The 21,728-nt window shown below is 52.2% G+C and carries 23 protein-coding genes; 13 read left to right on the top strand and 10 right to left on the bottom strand.

What is annotated here, in order from left to right; translation table 11 throughout:
• Positions 1-14 precede the first annotated feature (14 nt).
• The 5 genes from ruvA (at position 15) to ruvB (ending at position 4,672) form a co-directional block, all read left to right on the top strand.
• Positions 15-587: a Holliday junction branch migration protein RuvA gene (gene ruvA / locus IE074_RS10590; protein ID WP_189385438.1), complete on the top strand. Its 573-nt coding sequence runs from the start codon at positions 15-17 to the stop codon at positions 585-587.
• A gap of 38 nt (positions 588-625) precedes the next feature.
• Positions 626-1,609: a TRAP transporter substrate-binding protein gene (locus IE074_RS10585; protein ID WP_189385437.1), complete on the top strand. Its 984-nt coding sequence runs from the start codon at positions 626-628 to the stop codon at positions 1,607-1,609.
• A 57-nt stretch (positions 1,610-1,666) separates the two neighbouring features.
• Positions 1,667-2,164 carry a TRAP transporter small permease gene (locus tag IE074_RS10580; protein ID WP_189385436.1) on the top strand — a complete coding sequence of 166 codons (498 nt, stop codon included), beginning with the start codon at positions 1,667-1,669 and terminating at the stop codon, positions 2,162-2,164.
• 41 nt (positions 2,165-2,205) lie between these two features.
• Positions 2,206-3,480, top strand: coding sequence for a TRAP transporter large permease (locus IE074_RS10575; RefSeq protein ID WP_189385435.1), 1,275 nt, complete (start codon positions 2,206-2,208; stop codon positions 3,478-3,480).
• Positions 3,481-3,613: 133 nt separating this feature from the next.
• Positions 3,614-4,672 carry a Holliday junction branch migration DNA helicase RuvB gene (gene ruvB, locus IE074_RS10570; protein ID WP_189385434.1) on the top strand — a complete coding sequence of 353 codons (1,059 nt, stop codon included), beginning with the start codon at positions 3,614-3,616 and terminating at the stop codon, positions 4,670-4,672.
• 97 nt (positions 4,673-4,769) lie between these two features.
• On the opposite strand, the gene recQ is transcribed toward ruvB, so the two are convergent.
• Positions 4,770-6,593 carry a DNA helicase RecQ gene (recQ, locus tag IE074_RS10565; RefSeq protein ID WP_189385433.1) on the bottom strand — a complete coding sequence of 608 codons (1,824 nt, stop codon included), beginning with the start codon at positions 6,591-6,593 and terminating at the stop codon, positions 4,770-4,772.
• A gap of 99 nt (positions 6,594-6,692) precedes the next feature.
• On the opposite strand from recQ, the gene IE074_RS10560 reads away from it, so the two are divergent.
• The 4 genes from IE074_RS10560 to IE074_RS10545 all read left to right on the top strand — a co-directional run bounded on the left by IE074_RS10560 (position 6,693) and on the right by IE074_RS10545 (position 9,360).
• On the top strand, positions 6,693-7,130 hold the full coding sequence (locus tag IE074_RS10560; protein ID WP_189385432.1) for a hypothetical protein: 438 nt from the start codon (positions 6,693-6,695) through the stop codon (positions 7,128-7,130).
• Between the two features lie 117 nt (positions 7,131-7,247).
• The gene (locus tag IE074_RS10555; protein ID WP_189385431.1) at positions 7,248-8,318 is read left to right on the top strand and encodes an FAD-dependent oxidoreductase; all 1,071 of its coding nucleotides are present in this window, start codon (positions 7,248-7,250) and stop codon (positions 8,316-8,318) included.
• Positions 8,315-8,542 (top strand): sulfur carrier protein ThiS, encoded by a 228-nt coding sequence (gene thiS, locus IE074_RS10550; RefSeq protein ID WP_189385430.1) that lies wholly within the window; start codon positions 8,315-8,317, stop codon positions 8,540-8,542. Before IE074_RS10555 ends, thiS begins: the two co-directional genes overlap by 4 nt.
• 11 nt (positions 8,543-8,553) lie before the next feature.
• A complete protein-coding gene (locus tag IE074_RS10545) occupies positions 8,554-9,360 on the top strand; it encodes a thiazole synthase (RefSeq protein WP_169295328.1) in 807 nt (268 codons plus the stop codon).
• A gap of 134 nt (positions 9,361-9,494) precedes the next feature.
• Here IE074_RS10545 and IE074_RS10540 read toward each other — a convergent pair whose 3' ends face one another.
• The 7 genes from IE074_RS10540 to IE074_RS10510 all read right to left on the bottom strand — a co-directional run bounded on the left by IE074_RS10540 (position 9,495) and on the right by IE074_RS10510 (position 16,620).
• The gene (locus IE074_RS10540; protein WP_189385429.1) at positions 9,495-9,824 is read right to left on the bottom strand and encodes an AzlD domain-containing protein; all 330 of its coding nucleotides are present in this window, start codon (positions 9,822-9,824) and stop codon (positions 9,495-9,497) included.
• Positions 9,811-10,506 carry an AzlC family ABC transporter permease gene (locus IE074_RS10535; RefSeq protein WP_189385428.1) on the bottom strand — a complete coding sequence of 232 codons (696 nt, stop codon included), beginning with the start codon at positions 10,504-10,506 and terminating at the stop codon, positions 9,811-9,813. The genes IE074_RS10540 and IE074_RS10535 overlap by 14 nt, the downstream gene beginning before the upstream one ends.
• Before the next feature lie 84 nt (positions 10,507-10,590).
• On the bottom strand, positions 10,591-11,391 hold the full coding sequence (locus tag IE074_RS10530) for a heme ABC transporter ATP-binding protein (RefSeq protein ID WP_169295331.1): 801 nt from the start codon (positions 11,389-11,391) through the stop codon (positions 10,591-10,593).
• Between the two features lie 14 nt (positions 11,392-11,405).
• Positions 11,406-12,353 (bottom strand): FecCD family ABC transporter permease, encoded by a 948-nt coding sequence (locus tag IE074_RS10525; RefSeq protein WP_373297814.1) that lies wholly within the window; start codon positions 12,351-12,353, stop codon positions 11,406-11,408.
• 52 nt (positions 12,354-12,405) lie between these two features.
• Positions 12,406-13,236 carry a heme/hemin ABC transporter substrate-binding protein gene (locus tag IE074_RS10520; RefSeq protein ID WP_189385426.1) on the bottom strand — a complete coding sequence of 277 codons (831 nt, stop codon included), beginning with the start codon at positions 13,234-13,236 and terminating at the stop codon, positions 12,406-12,408.
• 7 nt (positions 13,237-13,243) lie between these two features.
• The gene (locus IE074_RS10515; protein WP_189385425.1) at positions 13,244-14,281 is read right to left on the bottom strand and encodes a hemin-degrading factor; all 1,038 of its coding nucleotides are present in this window, start codon (positions 14,279-14,281) and stop codon (positions 13,244-13,246) included.
• Positions 14,282-14,319: 38 nt separating this feature from the next.
• The gene (locus IE074_RS10510) at positions 14,320-16,620 is read right to left on the bottom strand and encodes a TonB-dependent hemoglobin/transferrin/lactoferrin family receptor (RefSeq protein WP_189385424.1); all 2,301 of its coding nucleotides are present in this window, start codon (positions 16,618-16,620) and stop codon (positions 14,320-14,322) included.
• Positions 16,621-16,841: 221 nt separating this feature from the next.
• Here IE074_RS10510 and IE074_RS10505 point away from each other — a divergent pair, with 221 nt between their 5' ends.
• Entirely contained in the window at positions 16,842-18,605 is a 1,764-nt protein-coding gene (locus IE074_RS10505; protein WP_189385423.1) for a PHA/PHB synthase family protein, read from the top strand.
• A gap of 21 nt (positions 18,606-18,626) precedes the next feature.
• Positions 18,627-19,385 carry an acetoacetyl-CoA reductase gene (gene phbB, locus IE074_RS10500; RefSeq protein WP_189385422.1) on the top strand — a complete coding sequence of 253 codons (759 nt, stop codon included), beginning with the start codon at positions 18,627-18,629 and terminating at the stop codon, positions 19,383-19,385.
• A gap of 93 nt (positions 19,386-19,478) precedes the next feature.
• Here phbB and gstA read toward each other — a convergent pair whose 3' ends face one another.
• Positions 19,479-20,084: a glutathione transferase GstA gene (gene gstA / locus IE074_RS10495; RefSeq protein WP_189385421.1), complete on the bottom strand. Its 606-nt coding sequence runs from the start codon at positions 20,082-20,084 to the stop codon at positions 19,479-19,481.
• A gap of 100 nt (positions 20,085-20,184) precedes the next feature.
• On the bottom strand, positions 20,185-20,667 hold the full coding sequence (gene rraA / locus IE074_RS10490) for a ribonuclease E activity regulator RraA (protein ID WP_229793989.1): 483 nt from the start codon (positions 20,665-20,667) through the stop codon (positions 20,185-20,187).
• Positions 20,668-20,821: 154 nt separating this feature from the next.
• Here rraA and IE074_RS10485 point away from each other — a divergent pair, with 154 nt between their 5' ends.
• Together IE074_RS10485 and IE074_RS10480 are read left to right on the top strand one after the other, a co-directional pair.
• On the top strand, positions 20,822-21,253 hold the full coding sequence (locus tag IE074_RS10485; protein WP_189385419.1) for a YeeE/YedE family protein: 432 nt from the start codon (positions 20,822-20,824) through the stop codon (positions 21,251-21,253).
• Between the two features lie 36 nt (positions 21,254-21,289).
• The gene (locus IE074_RS10480) at positions 21,290-21,718 is read left to right on the top strand and encodes a YeeE/YedE family protein (protein ID WP_189385418.1); all 429 of its coding nucleotides are present in this window, start codon (positions 21,290-21,292) and stop codon (positions 21,716-21,718) included.
• Positions 21,719-21,728: the final 10 nt, after the last annotated feature.

Genomic DNA, 21,728 nt, shown 5'->3' with positions numbered 1-21,728 from the left:
TATATTGCATTATTATGATCGGACGTCTTACCGGAACCCTTATCGAAAAACTGCCTCCCACTGTCTGCCTGGATGTCAACGGGGTCGGTTACGACATTGATGTTCCCATGAGTACCCTGTACGACTTGCCCGAATTGGGTGCCAAAGTGACCCTGTTCACGCATTTGGCGGTCCGGGAAGATGCCCACACCCTGTTTGGTTTTCTGCATGCGGCAGAAAGAAGCACCTTCCGGGCCCTGATCAAAGTCAGTGGCATCGGATCACGTACCGCCCTGGCCCTGCTTTCAGGGATGAGCGTAAGCGACCTGGCCAACGCCATCGCCAACCAGGATGCCGCCTTGCTGCTTAAGGTTCCCGGCATTGGCAAAAAAACCGCCGAACGCCTTTTGCTTGAACTGCGCGGCAAACTGGGAGATACTCACTCCACACAAATAAATTCAGTCAACCACAGTCAAACCGATATTCTTAATGCCCTGATCGCATTGGGATATTCAGAGCGGGAGTCACAAGCTGCGCTTAAAACCTTGCCTGTTGAAATTACCGTTTCAGAAGGCATCCGTATGGCTTTGAAATCACTGGCAAAATAATTTATTAAATTTTATATACTCAATTTCAAGGAAATAAAATGCGTCCTCAATGGTTTAAAAAAGTTCTTGTTGCCACCGCCATCAGCAGCCTGTGTTTTTCAAGCGCAGCCATGGCCGAGAAAACCCTGAAAATGGCTTATGCCCTGTCTAAAGACTCTCATTATGGTGCCGGTGCCAAGGCCTTTGAAGAGTCTATTGGCAAAAGCACTAATGGTGAAATTAAAATTGAACAGTTTGCCAACAGCGCCCTGGGCGGCGAACGTGAAGTCATTGAAGGCCTGCAAATCGGTACGGTGGATGCCGCCATTTTATCTACTGGCGCAACCCTGAACTTTGTGCCACAAACCGGTGTTTTCGACATTCCTTTCCTGTTCCGTGACCTGGACCATGCCCGCAAAGTGCTGGATGGCGATATCGGCAACAAACTGCTGGCCGAATTCCCCAAACGTGGCCTGGTGGCCCTGGCATGGGGTGAGCAAGGTTTCCGTCACCTGACCAACAGCAAACATGCCGTAAAGACACCTGCAGACCTGAAAGGCCTGAAAATCCGCACTACCGAAAACCCGATTCACATTACCGCCTTCAAGGAACTGGGCATGTTGCCAACCCCCATGGCCTGGCCTGAAGTGCAGACCGCCCTGCAGCAAGGCACCATTGATGGCCAGGAAAACCCGCTTTCAGTGATTGTTTCCGCCAAGCTGTCTTCCCAGCAAAAACACCTGTCCCTGACCGGACACGTGTATGGTCCTGCCGTAATTGTGGTTTCCCCCATGGTTTATGACAGCATGTCTGACGAAGACAAGGCAAAACTCAAGGAAGCTGCATTGGCAGCCGCCCAAGGCATGCGCGATTTCGTTGACAATGTAGAAAAAACAGGTCTTGAAACACTGACCAAAGAAGGCATGGAAATCACCCAGGATGTTGATCGTGCCGAATTTGCCAAAATTGTTCACAATGTCTATCCTGAATTCCACAAAAAATTCTCGAAAGAACTGATTGAATCCATCCAGAACACAAAATAAGTTTTTTCTTTTCCTGCGGGGCTGAATGGTTTTTCAGCCCCAACTCTTCAAATTGCCATGAAATCGCTCACTCAATTACTGGACAAGTCTGTCTTCAGACTGGTGTCCATAATGGCGCAATTGCTGCTGCTCTCTGCCGTGATTGCCTCATTCCATCAAGTTGTCAGCCGCTTTGTCTTTGAATCACCCGCCGACTGGACCGAAGTCTGGACCCGCTGCGCCATCATTTGGGTTGTGTTGCTGGGCTTGGTGCTGGCCTGCCGCCAGGGTGCCATGCTTAAAGTGGAAATGCTTGAAAATGCCCTGAATGAAAAATACAAACGTTGGTTAGCGACGCTGGTCATGGTTATTACCAGCACCTTCCTGGGTATCCTGACCTGGGTGGGGGCCATGGCTGCCTATCGCTTCCGGTTCCAGACCATTGCCGGTCTGGAATTCAGTATTGCCTGGATTTATGCCGCCATTCCCATCGGCTCATTTCTGGCCCTGATTGCCGTGATTGTTCACTGGTCACAGGGATCGGCTGAATCCAACGATAAAATCGCCCCCCTGTAGGGCCATTGCATTCGTTACCGCTTAATATTCAGGTTAATTTTATGTCTCAATTAATGATTCTTTCAATGCTACTGTTCTTTGCGCTGACAGTACCAGTAGCTATTTCCATCGGTCTTGCCAGTCTTATCGGTGTCCAGGTTGCAGGCATTAACTGGCTGGTTATCGCCCAGAAAATTTACGCCTCACTGGATTCTTACCCGCTGGTGGCCATTCCCTTCTTCATTCTGGCCGGCAACCTCATGGAAGCGGGCGGCATATCCACCAGAATGGTCAATTTCGCCAAAAGCCTGGTAGGCAACATGCAAGGTGGTCTGGCGTGCAGTTGCGTGATTACCTGCATGATCTTTGCCGCAGTGGCCGGTTCAAGCGTGGCTACCACCTTTGCGGTGGGGGCCATTTTAATTCCCGCCATGGTCAAGCATGGTTATCCCAAACCGTTTGCCGCCTCCTTGCAGACAACGGCTGCCGAACTCGGCGTGATTATTCCGCCATCGGTTCCCATGATTTTGTTTGCGGTGTCCACCGAAACCGATGTGGGTGAGCTCTTCATTGCCGGTATCCTGCCAGGCATGCTGATTGCCTTTGCCCTGGTTATTTATGTATGGCTGTACGCCAAACGCCATGGCTATGGCAAAAACGACGGTGAAGGCCGTCTGGGCATCTGGGAATCCTTCAAGCAGGCATGGCTGGCCCTGCTCATGCCCGTAATTATTCTGGGCGGCATTTATGGCGGCATCTTTACCCCTACCGAAGCATCGGTGGTGGCTGTCGTTTATGCCCTGATCGTGAGTATCTTCATTTATCGCACAATTGGTTTTGGGCAGCTGTCGGAAACCTTCCGTAAAACCGTGATTGCCACGGCCGTTATCATGTTCGTGATTGCCAATGCCGGTCTTTTCGGCTTCCTGCTTAACCGTGCCGGGGTACCCAATGCCCTGGGAGAGTGGCTGAGCATGCTGTTCAGCGACAAAGTCAGCTTCCTGCTGGGCGTGAACATTGCCCTGTTCTTTATTGGCATGTTCATTGAAACTTCAGCCTCTATCGTGGTGCTGGCCCCGTTACTGCTGCCTGTTGCAATCAAGTTTGGCGTTGACCCAACCCACTTCGGGATCATCATGGTGGTTAACCTGGCCCTTGGCATGATTACTCCGCCATTTGGCGTAAACCTGTTTGCTGCCTGCACGGTGGCCAAACTGCCCATCGAAAAGCTCATCAAACCCCTGCTACCCTTTGTAGGCGTCACGGTATTGTGCCTGATGATCATCACTTATGTACCTGAGATTGCCCTGGTACTGCGTGATCTGGCTTACCGCTAAGGCAGCCATTCAAAACCGGCCTTATGGCAATATAGGGCCGACTGTGCATTAAAGACATCGCTGTATGGACATACAGTCTCCAAAAGAGATTACAATACAGCGATGTCTTTTTCCATTATTGCGCAGCACGACCATGGCCATTTTTAACGATTCCTTATCCAGCAGTCCGCCCGCCAGGATTGTTTCCCCACAAGCCAGTTCACCCAATGAGGAATCGGTTGAACGCGCCCTGCGCCCCAAATCCCTGGCCGAATATACCGGCCAGCACCGGGTTCGCGAACAGCTTGAAATTTTCATCACAGCAGCCCGCAAACGCCAGGAAGCCCTGGATCATGTCCTGTTATTTGGGCCTCCGGGGCTGGGCAAAACCACACTCGCCCATATTATTGCCCATGAAATGGGCTCCCAGTTAAGGCAAACCTCGGGCCCGGTTTTGGAGCGCCCGGGCGACCTGGCCGCCCTGCTCACCAATCTTGAAGCCAATGATGTGCTTTTCATTGATGAAATCCATCGCCTGTCGCCAGTGGTTGAGGAAATCCTTTACCCTGCCCTGGAAGACTTCCAGATTGATATTCTGATTGGCGAGGGTCCGGCTGCACGCAGTGTCAAAATCGACTTGCAACCCTTTACCCTGGTGGGCGCCACTACGCGTGCAGGCATGCTGACCAACCCCTTGCGTGACCGCTTCGGGATTGTTGCCCGGCTGGAATTCTACAACACCGAAGACCTGACTCAAATTGTCAGCCGCAGTGCCGCTTTGCTAAACACCACCATGACCGAAGACGGGGCACGGGAAATTGCCCGGCGGGCCCGGGGTACGCCACGCATTGCCAACCGCCTGCTACGCCGGGTGCGCGATTATGCCGATGTCAAATCGGATGGTGTGGTAACGGTAGAGTCGGCCAGTGCCGCCTTAAGCATGCTGGAGGTTGATCCGCAAGGCCTGGATTTAATGGACCGAAAACTGCTGGACACCATCATTCATAAATTTGACGGAGGCCCGGTTGGGGTTGATAACCTGGCCGCTGCCATTGGCGAAGAACGCGACACGATTGAAGATGTGATAGAACCTTATTTAATCCAGCACGGTTACCTGCAAAGAACACCCCGTGGACGCATTGCCACGCTAACCACCTGGCGCCACCTGGGGCTGCAACCCCCTTCACGAGGTGAAGACGGAAAGCTGTTTTAAGCCTGTATCCCCATTCCCACACTGGAGCATCGCTTCTTCTGGTTCAGAATGCGTAAAACGTGAGGCGCTATCACCACATGGTGGGATCCGCTCAACACTACATTTGATCAAGAAATTCAATAATCGCTTCGCCGTAAGCCTCTAACTTATGCGCCCCCACCCCGCTGACAAAACTTAAATCTTCAAGCGTTTCCGGGTTATTCAGAGCAATCTGCCGCAAGGTGGCATCATTGAAAATCACATAGGCTGGCACTTCATGTTCCCGGGCAATGGCCAGCCGCCATTTTTTAAGCTGGACGAAGCGCTCCTCGGCTTCGGGCGGAAGACTGATAACCGGCTTCCTGGCTTTGGGCATAATGTTGCGTGACTTGGATGCCATGCGCTCGGACTCCTGACGTAGCATCAGCACCTCTTCACCCTTGAGCACCGCCCGGCTTTTTTCCGTTAATGCCAGGGTGCCATAACCTTCGATATCCAGTGCCAGATAATGATTGGCCAGCAACTGTCGCAATACGCTACGCCAGGCCGAATCGCTTAAATCCTGCCCCACCCCGAACACACTTAAGGTATCGTGCCGGTTTTGCGTCACCCGGTCGGTTTTCTTGCCGCGCAAAATATCAATAATATGGCCGGCGCCAAAACGCTGGTCACGTTCCTTGAACAGCCGGTAAACCGCTGACAGGATTTTTTGTGCAGCCACCGTACCATCCCACATTTTGGGCGGGTTAAGGCACACATCACAATTACCGCAAGGTTCGATATGCTGGTCAAAATAAGCCAGCAAACGAACCCGCCGGCACTGCGCGGTCTCACAAAGCCCCAACATGGCATCCAGCTGGGCCGCCGAACGACGCTTGAAGACTTCATCACCATTTGAATCTTCAATCATTTTTCTTTGCTGCACCACATCTTGCAGGCCGTAGGCCATCCAGGCGGTTGCTGCCAGGCCATCACGTCCGGCACGGCCGGTTTCCTGGTAATAGCCCTCGACCGACTTGGGCAGATCAATATGCGCCACAAAACGGACATCGGGCTTGTTAATACCCATGCCAAAGGCAATGGTGGCCACCATGACCAGATCATCTTCCTGCTGGAAACGGGCCTGGTGTTCGGCCCGACGGGCCACATCCAGACCGGCATGATAAGGCAGGGCCTTAATCCCTTCCTTATTCAGGAATTTGGCAATATCTTCGGTTTTATTGCGTGACAGGCAATACACAATACCCGAGTCACCCATATGCTCTTGACGGATAAACTGCAGTAACTGGCGACGGACATCATGCTTTTCAACAATGTGATAAGTGATATTGGGCCGGTCAAAACTGGCAATAAACTGTTTGGCTTCACCCAACGCCAAACGCTGAATGATTTCCTGGCGGGTATGGGTAGTAGCGGTAGCGGTTAAAGCAATTCGCGGCACCTGGGGCCAGCGTTCATGGAGGATGGACAGGCCCATGTATTCAGGCCGGAAATCATGCCCCCACTGGGATACGCAGTGCGCTTCGTCAATGGCAAACAGGGAAATTCTTCCCTGGCTTAACAATTGCAGACAACGCTCGCCCAGCAAACGCTCTGGCGCAATATAAAGCAAGTCCAGCTCACCACGCAAAAAGTCCCGCTCTACCGCGCGGATTTCCGACCAATCAAGGGTGGAATTCAGGTAAGCCGCCTGCACACCCAGCTCTTTGAGGGCATCCACCTGGTCTTTCATTAAGGCAATCAACGGAGACACCACAATAGCGCATCCTTGCCTGACCAAGGCAGGCACCTGGTAACACAAGGACTTGCCGGCACCGGTGGGCATCAGGACAAGCGCATCCCCACCAGAAACAAGATGTTCGACAATGGCCTGCTGTTCGCCCCGGAAAGATTCGTAGCCAAAGACCGTTTGTAAAACCTGGCTGGCTGAAGATAGTGACACTGCTGAAATATGCTGTAGTTGATTTAACCGTTATTAAAACAATTCTGAACCAGAAAAGTCGTATGATGTTGACATTATAGTCAATGCTGAACAACAGAAATGAAAAAATCCGTTTTTTACAAATTGCTGGCGGCTGTCTTGGCCAGTACCTGCGCTACCGCCGCACTGGCCAAAATTCCGGTTTATGTCAGTGGCAACACCCCCAATGATGCCATTGGCACCCATATCGTTGCGCAACTGCAAAACCGGATCATGATGTCCCCTGTCCTGCAACTGGTTAACCACCCGGACCAGGCAGTGGCCCGGGTAAGACTGATTGGCGCAGATCCTAACCGTGACGGCCGCTTTACCGCACTGGCCGAAAACGTGGATATCGTCAATGTGCCTGCCCCCCATGCAGCCTGGCTGAATATCCAGCAACATATCCGCATCTGTCTGTCAGAGTCCAGCGAAACATGTACCCAACAAATTTATACCGACCTTGAAGCAGTGGCCAGGCAATACGGGCCACAGTTGCAACAAAAACTGGGCCGTTGAAATTTGATCTTTATCATTAAACCCGGAACCAGCCGCCAATGTTGTCACTGGCGCAAGCCTGCCTGTTTATAATGTTGCCTTACTTCAGTAAAACCAATCAACAGGCAAAGAAAAAACATGAAAATCGCTATCGCCGGAGCCGGCCTGTCAGGCCGTTTGCTCGCTTTTGTTTTGTCATCACAGGGTCACCAGGTAAGTGTGTTTGACCCGGCCCCATCCATGTCCAGTCCGGTTGCCGCCGGCTGGACGGCGGCGGGCATGCTTAGCCCAGTTGCCGAACTGGAAAGCGGTGATGAAAACGTCTTTCAGCTGGGCAAGCGATCGCTGGATTTATGGGCAAACCTGGTTCCCCGCCTGAGTCTGCCGGTTGAGTTGCACTTTAAAGGAAGTCTGCTGGTGGCGCACCGCGGTGATGAAGGTGCCGCAGACCGGCTGGTCTCCCTGCTTAGGGCAAAAGCCCCCGAACACGATCAGCCCCAACCCCTGCCACGCCAGGAACTGGCCCGACTGGAGCCATCCATACAAGGCCCCTCCCACACCTGGCTGCTGGCCAACGAAGGCCAGATTCATACGGTACAGGCCATGCAGGCGTTGGCGGCATCTGCCCTGAATGTGCAATGGCACTGGAACCGGCCGGTTACCTTGCTGACGCCGCATACCATTCATACCGGCACCGAAAAACATACCTTCGACTGGGTTTTTGATACCCGTGGCGTTGGTGCCCGTGACAAACCCATGCATAACCATGCCGAACTTTCCTGCCAGAATGTACGGGGCGTGCGCGGAGAAATTTTCTGGGTCCAGGCACCAGGCGTCAGTTTGCACCGTCCCATTCGCCTGCTTCACCCCCGCTACCGGGTTTATATTGTTCCGCGCGCACCCGATACCATCGTGGTCGGTGCCAGTGAAATCGAAAGCGAAGACCGCTCCCCCGTTTCAGTCCGTACCACGGTTGAACTGCTGGCTGCCGCCCACAGTATTCTACCGGAAATCGCCGAAGGCAGAATCATTCACTCGGAAGTCAACCTGCGCCCCGCCCTGGCTGACAACTTTCCGCGCATTGAAACCGAGCCTGGCCTGACCCGCATTAACGGCTTGTTTCGCCATGGCTGGCTAATTGCACCCGCTATGGTTGAAAACGCCTTAAAATCGGTCTTTTCCGCTGACTTTTCTTTATTGCAGGTATGACAACAATTTCAATTTCAGTTAATGGTCTTGAGCGCACAGTTGAACAGGGCACTACACTGGCCGCCCTGGTTGAACAATTACAAACCGAAGCCCGTCAGGAAACTGACCCAACCGCCGTCGCCACCGCCGTCAATGAAATTTTCGTTTCCCGTTCGGCACGTGAAACCTATACATTGCAAGCCAACGATGCCGTCTTCACCTTTTCACCCATTACCGGTGGCTAAGCAGGAATAATATGTCATTCACTATTGCAGATACCCTGCTGTCCAGTCGTTTTTTTCTTGGCACAGCCGGCTACCCCTCACCCAAGGTTTTACAGGATGCCATCGCCGCCTCGGGCGCACAGGTGGTTACCGTTGGCCTTAAACGCCAGCTTGCCCCCGGACAAAATCCCTTGAGCAAAAGCACGACCGACGGGGTGTCCAATGCTTTTTTCCAAATACTCAAACAAAATGGTGCCCGGCTTCTGCCCAACACGGCTGGCTGCAAAACCGCCCGAGAGGCCATTACCCTGTCGCATATGGCACGGGAAATTTTTGATACCAATTGGATCAAACTTGAAGTAATTGGTGATGACTACACCTTGCAGCCCGATCCGATTGAACTCATTAACGCCGCCACGCAACTGGTCAAGGACGGTTTTGAGGTTTTCCCATATTGCACCGATGACCTGGTGACTTGCAACCGCCTGCTGGATGCCGGTTGCCGCATTTTAATGCCATGGGGCGCCCCCATTGGCTCGGGCCAGGGACTGGTTAACCCCTTTGCCCTAAGAACCTTGCGTGCCCGCCTGCCCAATGTGCCGCTGGTGGTAGACGCCGGCATTGGCTCCCCGGTTGATGCGGTGAAAGCCATGGAACTGGGCTTTGATGCAGTCCTGTTAAATTCCGCCGTTGCACAATCGCATGATCCGGTCAAAATGGCCGAAGCGTTCAAACTGGCCATTCAATCGGGCCGGATGGCTTATGAAGCCGGCATTATGGCCAGACAGGATATGGCCACACCCACCACCCCCGTAACCGGCAGGCCCTTTTTGCTGTAATGCCGTTAGCGATGCGATGAACGCAGGGTCTCCTTTACCCTGCCAACCCGTTTTTTTCAACTTATAAACCCCGCATCCATTTTAGGCTTCAAATAAAAACCGAATTTCTGCCTTAATAAAATACCGGGCAGTGTTTACACCAGCCACATCAGGAAACCGTAAGCCAGCATCCCCACCAACATGGCCAGGCCGGTGTTTTTGGCCGCCTTCAGCACGCCAAACAGAATCAGCACCGCCAGTACATAAGCGCCCACTTCCTGCCATGACGTGGTTTCTGCCAATCCCGAATACAGCACCACCGTAGTGGTTGATACCAGCAAGGCCGGGCCCATGATGGCAAACCGGCCCGAATTCAGGCGTGACAGCAGGCGGCTGCGTTGCATCAAAACAAACGGCAAGGCTCTCATCAAGTAAGTGAACACCCCCATGGCCACCATGGCAATCACATATTCATACTTTTGCATTGTCGTCTCCGGGGGTATAAAACAGGCAGGCACCAAAAGCCCCCACCAGAATGGCCAGGGTTGGGAAGCCCAGTGATACCACCCCTATCGTAATTACGACACCGGCGGCCATGGCCTTTAACATAGGGGGCTGAATACTTTGCACCGTTACCGCCACAAACATGGCCGGCAAGGCAAACCCCAGGGTTTTTTCAACCACCGGAAAAGCCTTTAATAACTCATCACCGGCAAACACACCAATGGCCGTACCAGTAGCCCAGGACAGCCAGGCCAATATGCCCAGGCCCATATACCAACTGCCACGGGCCGCATTTTCCACCTTACCCATGCCCACATAACAGGTCGCAAACACCTCATCGGTGAGGTAAAACGCCTTGACCAGACGATTCTTCAGCCCCTTGGGCAGGTATTTTTCAATAATCGGACCATACAAAAGATGACGGGCATTAAGCAAGGTCACCAATAAAACCATGGTCACCAGCGGCGTGCCCAATTGCAAGGATGCCAGGATAAAAAATTGCCCGGCCCCCGCATAGACAATCAATGACGTGGCAATGAGCTCCCAGGCACTTAAACCCAGGCTGGCACCCGCTATGCCAAACGCCATGGCAACGGGAATATAGCCCAGCATGATGGGCAGCCCCGCGCGCAGGCCCCGGCCAAAATAATTCAACTGACTCATTCTGATGATTGCTTTTGTTAGTTTGCTTCAGGAAAAAGGTGAGATATTACACCATTGCCATGACAGCCTGCCGTAAAAAGCGTTTTACTCCCAGATTACCAGCTGTTTACCTGGCACCAGCGGATGGGCAATGGCCTGCCCGTAAATGCCATACACCGCATGCAGATTCTCTCGGGTCAGCACTTTTTCGGGGGTATCGCAGGCAATCAGCCTGCCCTCGCATAGCAGGGCAAGCCGGTCACAATAACGGGCGGCAAGATTCAGGTCATGCAAAATAATAAGCACACCGATGTTTTCCTGGCGGGCCAGCTTGCCCAGGGTCCTTAATAATTGCTGCTGGTGTTTGGGGTCCAGGCTTGACGTGGGTTCATCCAGCAAGACATAACGGGCCGCCGTGTCCTGTTCACGTAGGGCCAGCAACTGCACCAGCACTCGGGCAAACTGGACCCGCTGCCGCTCTCCGCCAGAAAGGGTCTGGTAGTTACGCATTTGTAAACTCTGCACATCGGCCCATTGCAGGGCCTGCTCAAGCAAAGTCGTGGCCTGTTCCTGCGTTATCCCTGCAAACGGGTACATGCCCATTTCAATAATTTCCAGCACGCTCATATCAAAGGTCAGCGAGGCATTTTGCGGCAATACAGCTCGCCGCCGGGCGCATTCGGTCGCGCTCAAGCTGGAAATATCCGTCCCGTTAAGGGTAACGGCCATGCGCTCATGCGCAGTCAGTCCCTGCTTCATTTCACCGGCCAACACCGACAGCAGCGTTGACTTGCCGGCACCATTGGCACCCAGCAAAGCCAGTACCTGCCCGCTTTCAATGGAAAGGGAAACATTATCAAGAATACGTCGTTGCTGCCGATAAACACGCAGCGACTTACCTTTCATGGCACTTGTCATTATTACCTCTTGATCTGGCGAATCAATAGCCAGAGAAAAAACGGGCCGCCAATCAGGCTGGTCACCAGCCCAATGGGCAGTTCTGAAGGCAGGATAATGGTACGGGCCACCCAGTCAGCCCAAATCAGGGCCAGGCCGCCCCCCAAAAAGGAAGCCGGCAACAGATAACGATGATTGGCACCAATAACCATCCGCATAATATGCGGCACGACCAGACCCACAAAACCAATGCCCCCCGTAACCGCCACCAGCGGACCAATCAACAGGGCCACACAAACAATCAGCCGGCGCCGCAAAGCCTGCATGGAAAAACCCAGATGCTCCACTTCCCGCTCTCCGAGCAGCAAGGCATTCAGGGCTTTCCATTGCCGGACGGCATAAACGGAAAGAACGACCGTCCAGGGCAGCATAAAACCCAGTGTAGACCAGGACGCAGCCGCCAGGCTGCCCATGCTCCAGAAGGTCAAGTCCCGCAGTTCGTTATCGGTGGCTATATAACTAAGCAGGCCGATCAGGCTGCCGGTAATGGCATTGATGGCAATGCCCGCCAGCAACAGGCCCGCCACCCCGGGAAAACGGCACCCTACCCAATAAGCCAGCCAGGTACAAAGCAGGCTGCCTGCAAATGCCGCCAGGGCAATACCCCAGAAGCCAGTGTTGGCCAACACAATAACCAGTACGGCCCCCAAGGCCGCCCCGGACGAAACGCCAATCAGCCCGGGCTCTGCCAGCGGATTCCTGAACAGGGCCTGCATGACCGCTCCCGACAGGGCCAGCGCGGCTCCCGCCACCAGGCCAAACAGGACGCGTGGGAGGCGAATATCAAGCAACACCGCCTGCATCAGGCGCTGGCTTTCAGGAACTTGCCCCCATAGCAAAGCGGGAATGTCCGCAAAGGGAATGGCAACCGCACCAGTGCTGGCAGACCCGATCAGGCTGATCACCACCAGTATGGCCAAAACAAAAATAATGCGGACTGAAAACAGGTTTTTCCGGTAATGACTACTGTGCTGCATTTGATGCCAGTTTAAGTTGTTCAATAGCCTGGGCGACACGGGGTCCCAGACCCAGGGCGAGAAGATCATCCATGACGACAATCCGTTTGTTGATGGCTGCAGGCGTTGTTGCAATCGCAGGATGCCTGAGGAGCTTTTCCAGGCCGCCACTGGCCTGCACCGAGCCCTCAGTAACAATGATAAGCTCAGGCCCGAAATTTACCAAGCTTTCTGCTGATACCGCTTTATATCCTTGTTGTGCCGGCTCCAGGACATTGGTCAAGCCTGCCAGCGACATCAGGGTGGAAGCGGCGGTATGGCTGCCAGCAGCCTGAAGGGTGCCTGTCCGGTTGATAATCAGGGCCGCTTTCAGGTTTTTGCCGGGCCGGGCTTGTGCCCGGGCCACCGAGGCATGAATTTGCTCAATGAGTGCATCCCCTTTGTCTTCGACAGTTAAAACCCTGGCGATCTGCCGCACCCGCTCGTACAGGGATTCCAGGCTGGCGCGGTCGGATACCTTGACAATCTCAACACCCAGTTTGCGGACACTTTCCAGTGCATGCGCAGGCCCCGCGTTTTCCGAAGCCAGAATCAGATCCGGATGCATGGCCACCAATCCCTCAACGGGTACGGCACGATAGTAACCTACCCGGGGCAGATGAGTGGCTGCTTCCGGGTACAGGCTGGAAAAATCATCGGCAATCAAACTGTCCCCCAGACCCAGCTCATACACAATCTCGGTCACCGAGCCCCCGAGGCTGATGACCCGCTCTTTATTGGCGGCAAAAACCATGGGTACAAAAAACAGCCCCAATAAAAACAACAATGATTTTTTCATGGTCTTATTAAGCCGCAAGCGGTTCCTTGCATAAAGATTCCAGCAAATTACGCCAGGCTGGCAACTCGGGTATGCCCGGTTTGCGTACGCCAAAAAACTGCACAATCATCTCGCCGGATTTTTCATAAACCTCAAGAGACGTCACCCAACCATCAGTGGTTGGCTTATTCACCACCCAAACGGAATCAATGGCGGATGTATTCAAATGCAAATTGAATTTTGCATCCAGAATATTAAACCAAGGGCCTGTGCGCAACAGTTTATGGATCACGCCAGAATGAATCTGCACCATTCCCCGATTACCGGTAAAACACATGATCGGGATTTCCCGTTCCACACTGAGTTTCAACATACGCTCAACGACATCGTTATCAACCTGCTGGGCCAAATCATTTCCAGCGGCCTGCAAGGCGGTTATGCGGGAGACATTCCATTTTTTTAATAAAGGAAAAAACGCATGGGTATCTTTCATGCCCAACCAGTTGTCCCGCAACTGGGCCGGCGCCTGTTCAGAAAGACCGGTTTGCCCAGACTCGGGCACCTTGACGGCCGGCACCTGTGCCAAATCGGTCCTGAAGCGTTCGACCAACGCCTCATAAGCCTGCCTGTCTGTCTTTTCAGTGCCGTAAACCTTGTGAATCGCCATACCGGTTTCATCAAAAAACTGGATACTGAACCGCCCGTTCTGCCGGACTGCCCAGGCCGTTTTCCAGCAGGCAAAAAACATCCGTAAATCAATATCCGGCCCCAGGACGATGCCAGTAGAGGCCTGGCCCACCTGGATACCCTCAAACAGGCCATGCCGCTCATGCACGCACCATTCATTGCGGGTCAAGACCATCACCTCGCCCAAAGTGACCAGCTGTTTAAAAACTTCCTTGACATCGGTACCCAGATAAACCGCTTGGGCATCGCAGCATTGCGCGGCCAGCAATTGCATTTCACTGACATTCAGGCGCTCTGCCACATTGCGGATTCGCAACTTGGGTTCCTGCGCCAGCAGGCGGTCACATTGACTGCGCAGGGATTCAAATGATTGATTCATATATTTTCACCTTAAAATAATTTACGTTACTATGGTTATTAGTATTGGTAACTGACAGAAAGTGTGGCATGACGGCCCGGTTCGGTGTAATAGTCAATGCCGCGGGAAATCCGGCTGCTGCCCGCCGTCGGCACATTCAGGGCATTCCAGTATTTTTTGTCAAACACATTCATCAGGCCGGCCTGAATACGCAGCCCCTTCAACGCCTCAGGAGTCCAGTGCGCCACCAGATCAAGCGTGCCATAACCGGGCGCCTTGAAATCGGGATAAGGCACTTGGCCAGTCGCATCGGGATACTTGACCTTGTCGCGTTTGGCGGCCATTGTCCAGATGGCTTCAGCGCCCCATTGCGGGCTTTGGTAGCCAAGCGCCAGGATGCCCTTGAGTGGTGCGACCGAATTCAGGTAATCACCCATACTGCGGTCTTTGCCCACCGTCCATGCCACGGAACCCCGGGTATACCAATGGTTATTCATATGCCAGTAAGCGCTGGCCTCTAGGCCGTAAATACGGACACGGTCCAGATTGGCATGGGTAAACACGCCAAATGGATACAAACCGTTTTGCATCATTTGCGCATAAATGGAATCGGCCGCCACTGGTACCCCCGATTCAATAAAGTTTTTATAACGCTGGTCAAAGAAAGTGAGTAATCCTCCAGCCGTATCCGTATTCACGGCAACACCCAGTTCCCAACCCCGGCTGGTTTCCGGTCTCAGGGACACTTCACCCTTGCGCAGGTAATTGGCTGAAGAACCAAACTGCATATACAGCTCGGGGGCGTCAGGCGCCCTGAAACCATGTGCATAACGGGCAAACAAAGCGATCGCGTCATTGGGGTTCCAGGTAAACTCCAGGGATGGCGAAAAATGTCCTCCGCTACGTGGGCCCATTTTCGCCAGGCCACCGTTGGGATTATTCAGATAATCTCCGGCCACGGATGGGCTGCGCTCGTAATGATCGTAACGCAGGCCAGGTGTCAGGTTGTATTGCCCATTACCCCATGAAAACGTATTTTTGGCATAAGCAAACCAGTCATTGCTTTTAACCCGGGGCACATCCGCCTGATTGGTGTGCAGGAATTCGCAAGAACGGGGGCCAAACGGGGCCGGCAACATGGGGGAAACCACAGGGCAATTATCCACCCCTCCTGAATGCTGGCGATAACGGTCGCTGTTAAATCCTGCACCTGCCATCCAGTGCGAACGCAACTGCTCACCCCCCCAATAACCCGAAGCATCCAGATTCCCGCCCCAGCCATTTTGCCCTACACGATTATGACGGGCATATTTTCCTGACGGAAAACCATATCTGTAAGGGTCGCGGGGAATGATATTGGCCCTGGCATCCTTCTGGCGATAAGCATTCTGTTCATTAATCAGGTCGGTCCTGTGCCAGTAAGCCAGTATAGACAACTGGTCCAGCGTAGCCCATTGCCGTTCTGACCGATACGCATAATCCAGCCAGATCCGGTCACGCCTGATTTCTTCTTTAGACCGGTTATCGCCAATTTGATATGTGGATGTATTTTGCTCGCTGAGCTTGTCAATATCCCTTTCAAGCCGAAACAGGCTGGCTCCCAGGCCAAGCAGATGCCCCGGTGCCAAGTCATGCTCAATACGGAACAAAGCCGAGCTCCGGTGATAATCAGCCGGATCTTCTTTGGTTCTGCTGTCGCCATAGCCACCGATGCTCGCATGATTTTTAATTTCATGCCCTTTTTTATAAGCATACTGGAACAGCATCCGGGTTTTTTCACCCAGGCGAGTAGCCAGTGCGACATCTCCGCCAACACTGTCATCAAGGCCCGAATAAGTGGTTTTACCCAAAAAACCGATATCCTGCCCTTTTGGCAGCAAGTCACCAGGCGACAGACTGGTTAAGGCTATCGCAGCCGTCATGGAATTGGTTTGATTGGCTCCCGGCCCTTTGACAATATCAATCGCTGACAGGGAATCAAAGTTAATGGCATCAAGCCCCCCTTTTACGCCACGGCTGCCATCGCTTAACCATGGCAAGGGTACACCATCCTCGGTAAGCCGGATACGGTTGGCATCCAGGCCCCGTATATTCACACTATTGTTCTGACGGTTGAAGTTCACTCCTGGCGTAAGGCGTTGCCCCAAATCAGCCCAGCTTTCAATGCCTGCGTCCTGCAAGGCTTGCCTGTCTATCCATTCCACGCGGGGTGTTTCAGTTTCTGCGGCTATTACCTTTACCTGGGGCAAAGTAACGATTCTTTCATTTTGGGGTGCCACTTGTGCAAACCCAGGATTGTTGGCCACCAAGCCGGACAGCATCAGTATCCCTTGATACCGGAATCGATTTGAATACTTCATTTTTACGATTACCTTATCATTCTAATTTAATAAATGAAAATCATTATCATTTGTATTATTATTAATGTCAATACTCTTGATCTAAATCTATTTAAAAATATAAAATCAGTGGTATTCATGTCATCGCAATAAAAATGCAATACCCTATACTTGAAGATGTCATGCTTTCCTGAGTAGCTATTACACTCCCCAAAAGCACCATTACTCCCAAGGACTCCTGAATGGTAAAAAACACCTACGACCCCCAAACCGCCATGGATCAGCTGGATCAGCGTTTCCAGGCGTCTATTGCCAGGGGCACCTTATCAATGTCTCCGTTGCAAGGTTTTCTAAGTTATATCGACTGGTCCAGGCATTTGGCCATTTCACCGGGAAAGCAGCTTGAATTGATCAATCTTGCCATTGGCCAGGGACTGGCCCTGGCCCAATATGCGCAGCGCACACAAACCGTTGGCATCCCCGGCACCCCCAGCCACCACACCAACCTGAACATCGAACCACCCATTACCGACAGACGCTTTAGCGATCAGAAATGGAAAACCTGGCCCTTCAACATGATGCAACTGTCTTATCTCATGACAGAGCAATGGTGGAAAGAGGCAACCAGTGATATTCGCGGAGTTACCCCCCACCACATGGACATTGTCAGCATGTCAGTCCAGCAAATCCTGAATGCGCTGTCACCTAAAAACTTTGTGGCCAGCAACCCCGAAGTATTGCAAAAAACACTGGAAGAACAAGGGGCCAACCTGGTACGTGGTGCCATGAATGCCTGGCAACAGGCCCTGCAACAATATACCGGCACTCCCGATCCCAAGCTTGAAAATTTCAAGGTGGGCCAGCAACTGGCCACCACCCCCGGCAAGGTGGTACTGCGTAACCAGCTCATGGAGCTGATTCAGTACACGCCCACAACCAAAAAGGTTCATCCCGAACCGGTTCTGATCATCCCTGCCTGGATCATGAAATACTATATTCTTGATCTTTCCGCGCACAATTCCATGATTCGTCACCTGCTTGATCAGGGCTATACCGTCTTTTGCATTTCCTGGAAGAATCCCGGTGTTGAAGAACGCCATATGGGCATGGATGATTATCTTTCCATGGGTTTTTTTGCAGCACTGGATGCCATCAACCACATTACAGGCCAACACAAAGTCCATGCCACCGGTTATTGCCTGGGAGGCACCCTGCTCTCTATTGCCGCGGCCGCAATGGGCAGGGACAAAGATGACCGCCTGCTTTCCATGACCCTGCTCGCCGCCCAAACCGATTTCAGCGAACCCGGGGAACTGTCCCTGTTCATCGATAACAGCCAGCTGGCCATTCTTGAAGCGGAAATGGCCGATATTGGTTATTTAACCGGTGAACAAATGGCGGGCGCTTTCCTTCTTCTGCGTTCCGATTTGCTGATCTGGTCGCGTTATATCAAAGAATTCCTGCTGGGTGAAGAGTCCACCATGAATGACTTGATGGCCTGGAATACGGACACAACCCGCATGCCCGCCAAAATGCACTCCCAATACTTGCGCAGGCTATTCCTGCACGATGATCTGTCAGAAAGCCGCTACCCCGTCAATGGCCGCCCCGTTTCCCTGACAGACATACACGTGCCCATTTTCTGCCTGGGCACTGAAACGGACCATATTGCGCCCTGGCGCTCGGTATATAAAATTCACCATTTGTGCAGTTCCGACATTACCTTTGCACTCACCAACAAAGGACACAATGCCGGTGTCGTTAGCGAACCCGGTCATAAAAACCGCCATTTCCGTGTCCTGGCGCGAAGCAATAACGACCCTTATCTGGGTCCTGATGAATGGTTCAAAACCGCACAATTTCAGGAAGGCTCCTGGTGGAACTGCTGGTTTAAGTGGCTGAACGAGCGTTCCAGTGAACCGGTATCACCGCCTCCGATGGGCAATCCCGATAAAGGTTATCCATTGCTTTGTGACGCCCCCGGCATTTATGTTTTTGAAAAATAATTTCTACCTGGAGTTAATGAAATGACAACTGTGAATGAATCAGTCAAACGTACGGCATTGGTTACCGGCGGCACCGGCGGCCTGGGTACGGCAATAGCCCGTGCCCTGCATGATGCCGGCCATACCGTTCTTGTTACCATGCGCCCCGGAAAAGACCATTCCGACTGGCTGAAAAAACAAAGCAATGAGGGCTATGACTTCAAGGCTTATGTTGTTGATGTCGCCGATTACGACTCCTGTATTGCCGGTGCCCAACAAATGCACGACGATGGTTATCACATTGACATTCTGATCAATAATGCCGGCATTACCCGCGATGCCAGTTTCCGCAAAATGGACAAGGAAAAATGGGATCTGGTAATGAAAACCAACCTGGACTCCATGTTCAACATGACCAAGCCCTTATGCGAAGACATGCTGGCCACCGGCTGGGGACGTATTGTCAATATTTCTTCCGTTAACGGCAGCAAGGGTTCATTCGGCCAGGCCAACTATTCTTCGGCAAAATCCGGCATTTATGGCTTTACCAAAACCCTGGCGCTGGAATTTGCCCGCAAAGGTGTAACGGTGAATGCGGTTTCTCCCGGTTACCTTAATACTGAAATGGTTGCCGCCGTTCCCAAAGAAGTCATGGACAACCAGATCCTGCCCCAGATTCCATTAGGCCGTTTGGGCGAACCGGCCGAACTGGCTGCGCTTATCGTGTTCATCTGCAGTGACCTGGGTGGCTTCATGACCGGTGCCAACATTGCCATGAACGGCGGACAGCATATGTATTAATGCTGTCCGCAACAAAGTAAAAAATGCCTGCCCGGTGTATTTGCCGGGCAGGCATTTTTCATTTTCAGTCCAGTGCCTGATGAAACAAAACGGTTAAATCACCCCTTCCGCTTTCATGGCTGCGACCACTGCCGGACGCTGTGCCAACCGTGCCTGATAAGCAGCCAGATTGCCCCAGTTGGCCAGATCAAGCTGAATATACCGAGCCCAGCCCAGGACAGTAAACAAGTAGGCATCGGCAACCGTAAAGGTATCACCCATTAAATAGTCTTTACCTGCCAATTCGGCATTAACATAAGACAGGCGTTGTTCCAGAATGACAAGACAGGCATCTTTCCATTCTTGCGGGGTGGACGGCTTGAAAAAGGGACTGAACCCTTTGTGAAGTTCGGTCGCCACAAAATTCAGCCAGGCATGAGTTTGATAGCGGGCCGTAGATCCTGCTGCAGGAATCAGGTTTTGGGAAGGATTACGGTCACCCAAATATTCCAGAATGGCCTGGCACTCTGTTAACACCTCGCCATTATCCATTTGCAATGCAGGGACGTATCCTTTTGGATTGATGGTTAAAAAATCCGCACCTGATTCGGTCACCTTGGTTTTAAGATCGACTTTTTCAGCTTCATAGCCAATACCCAACTCTTCCAGCACAATATGCGGTGCCAAAGAACAGGCCCCTGGTTTATAAAACAATTTCATTGAACAAATTCCTTAATGAAGTTAACAAACTAATAATGTGAAAACCTTTCACGAACCCCGTGATGACAGTTTGCACAACATTTTATGAATATCAAACAGACTAAATAATGACAGGGTTTTCAGTTACCACAATGCCATCGGCATCACTATAAACATACCAGCCAGACCTGAAGGTAACACCACCGATCATGACAGGGATATCCAGCACGCCCTGGCCGGCTTTGTGACTTTTGCGAGGATTGGTGCCCAAGGCCTTGACGGAAAAGTCCATCTCATTAATTTGGGCACTGTCGCGAATGGCACCATACACAATAATACCGGCCCAGCCGTTATCCATGGCCAAAGTGGCAATCATGTCTCCAACCAGGGCCCTGTGCAACGAAGCCCCGCCATCCACCACCAGGATATCTCCCGAGGACTTTTCAGACAGGACCTGCCTGACCAGGGTATTGTCTTCATAAACCTTAAGCGTTCTGATCCATCCGCTGATGGCCTGGCGCCTGCCCCATTGCCGGAACTGAAGATCGCAGGAAGCACTTTCAGGAAATGCATCCATCACATCGCAGGTAAGTAAGACTGACATTATTTTTCTCCTTTGAGCTGACATTTTCCGTTTTTAAAATTGACGATCAAGTGTAATCCATGATCTTTATATTTTCGACAAGCCTGATCTGTATTTTTATTATATTTTTATATATAATATATTTTTATATAATATTAACTCTGGAAATTTTCACATGATTATCGACTGGCAAAATTTCACTCCCTGGTCCTCACTGGCCGGTGGTATTTTATTAGGCATCGCAGCCGCCATCTTCATTCTGGCCAGCGGCCGCATCTTGGGCATCAGTGGCATTCTGGGTGGCCTGCTCAAACCCGCCAAAGGCGATACCCACTGGCGCATCGCGTTCCTACTGGGGCTTTTTTCAGCACCACTCATTTACCTGTTAGCCGTGGGTTCCATCCCGATTGAAATCAATACCGGCTGGCCACTTATTATTCTGGCTGGCTTGCTGGTGGGTTTTGGCACTCGCCTGGGCTCAGGTTGCAGCAGTGGACATGGCATTTGTGGCCTGTCACGCCTTTCCGGTCGGTCTCTAGCCGCCACCATTGCATTCATGGCAAGTGGTATTGCAACCGTTTACGTGGTTCGTCACCTTATTGGCTAACCCCCTGTCTTCATCATCATTAAGGATATCAACATCGTGAAACGCATCACCGAATATCTGGTCGGACTCCTCTTTGGCATGGGTCTTATCATTTCAGGCATGGCCAACCCTGAAAAAGTACTAGGCTTCCTGGATATTACCGGCACCTGGGACCCTTCCCTGGCCTTCGTCATGGGAGGCGGCATATTGGTGGGCCTGTTTGCCTTTACCGCCGCCAAAAAACGCCAGACGGCCTGCCTGGGTGACCCCATGAGTTTACCGTCCAGCACAAGTATTACACCCCGTCTGCTCATTGGCAGCTTGTTATTTGGCATTGGCTGGGGACTGGCCGGCATTTGCCCCGGGCCTGCCCTGGTATCAATGGCCGCGGGCGAATGGAAGGCATTGCTGTTTGTGATTGCCATGGTTGCAGGTATGGCTGTTTTCACCGCCTATGAAAACCGTAAAACCCCTAAAACACCTTAAATCCACGCAA

The sequence above is a fragment of the Advenella faeciporci genome (assembly GCF_014652395.1).
In the GTDB taxonomy this organism is placed as follows: domain Bacteria; phylum Pseudomonadota; class Gammaproteobacteria; order Burkholderiales; family Burkholderiaceae_B; genus Advenella; species Advenella faeciporci.
The sequence above is the reverse complement of the archived record's forward strand: the minus strand, read 5'-3'. Positions and strand labels throughout refer to the sequence as shown.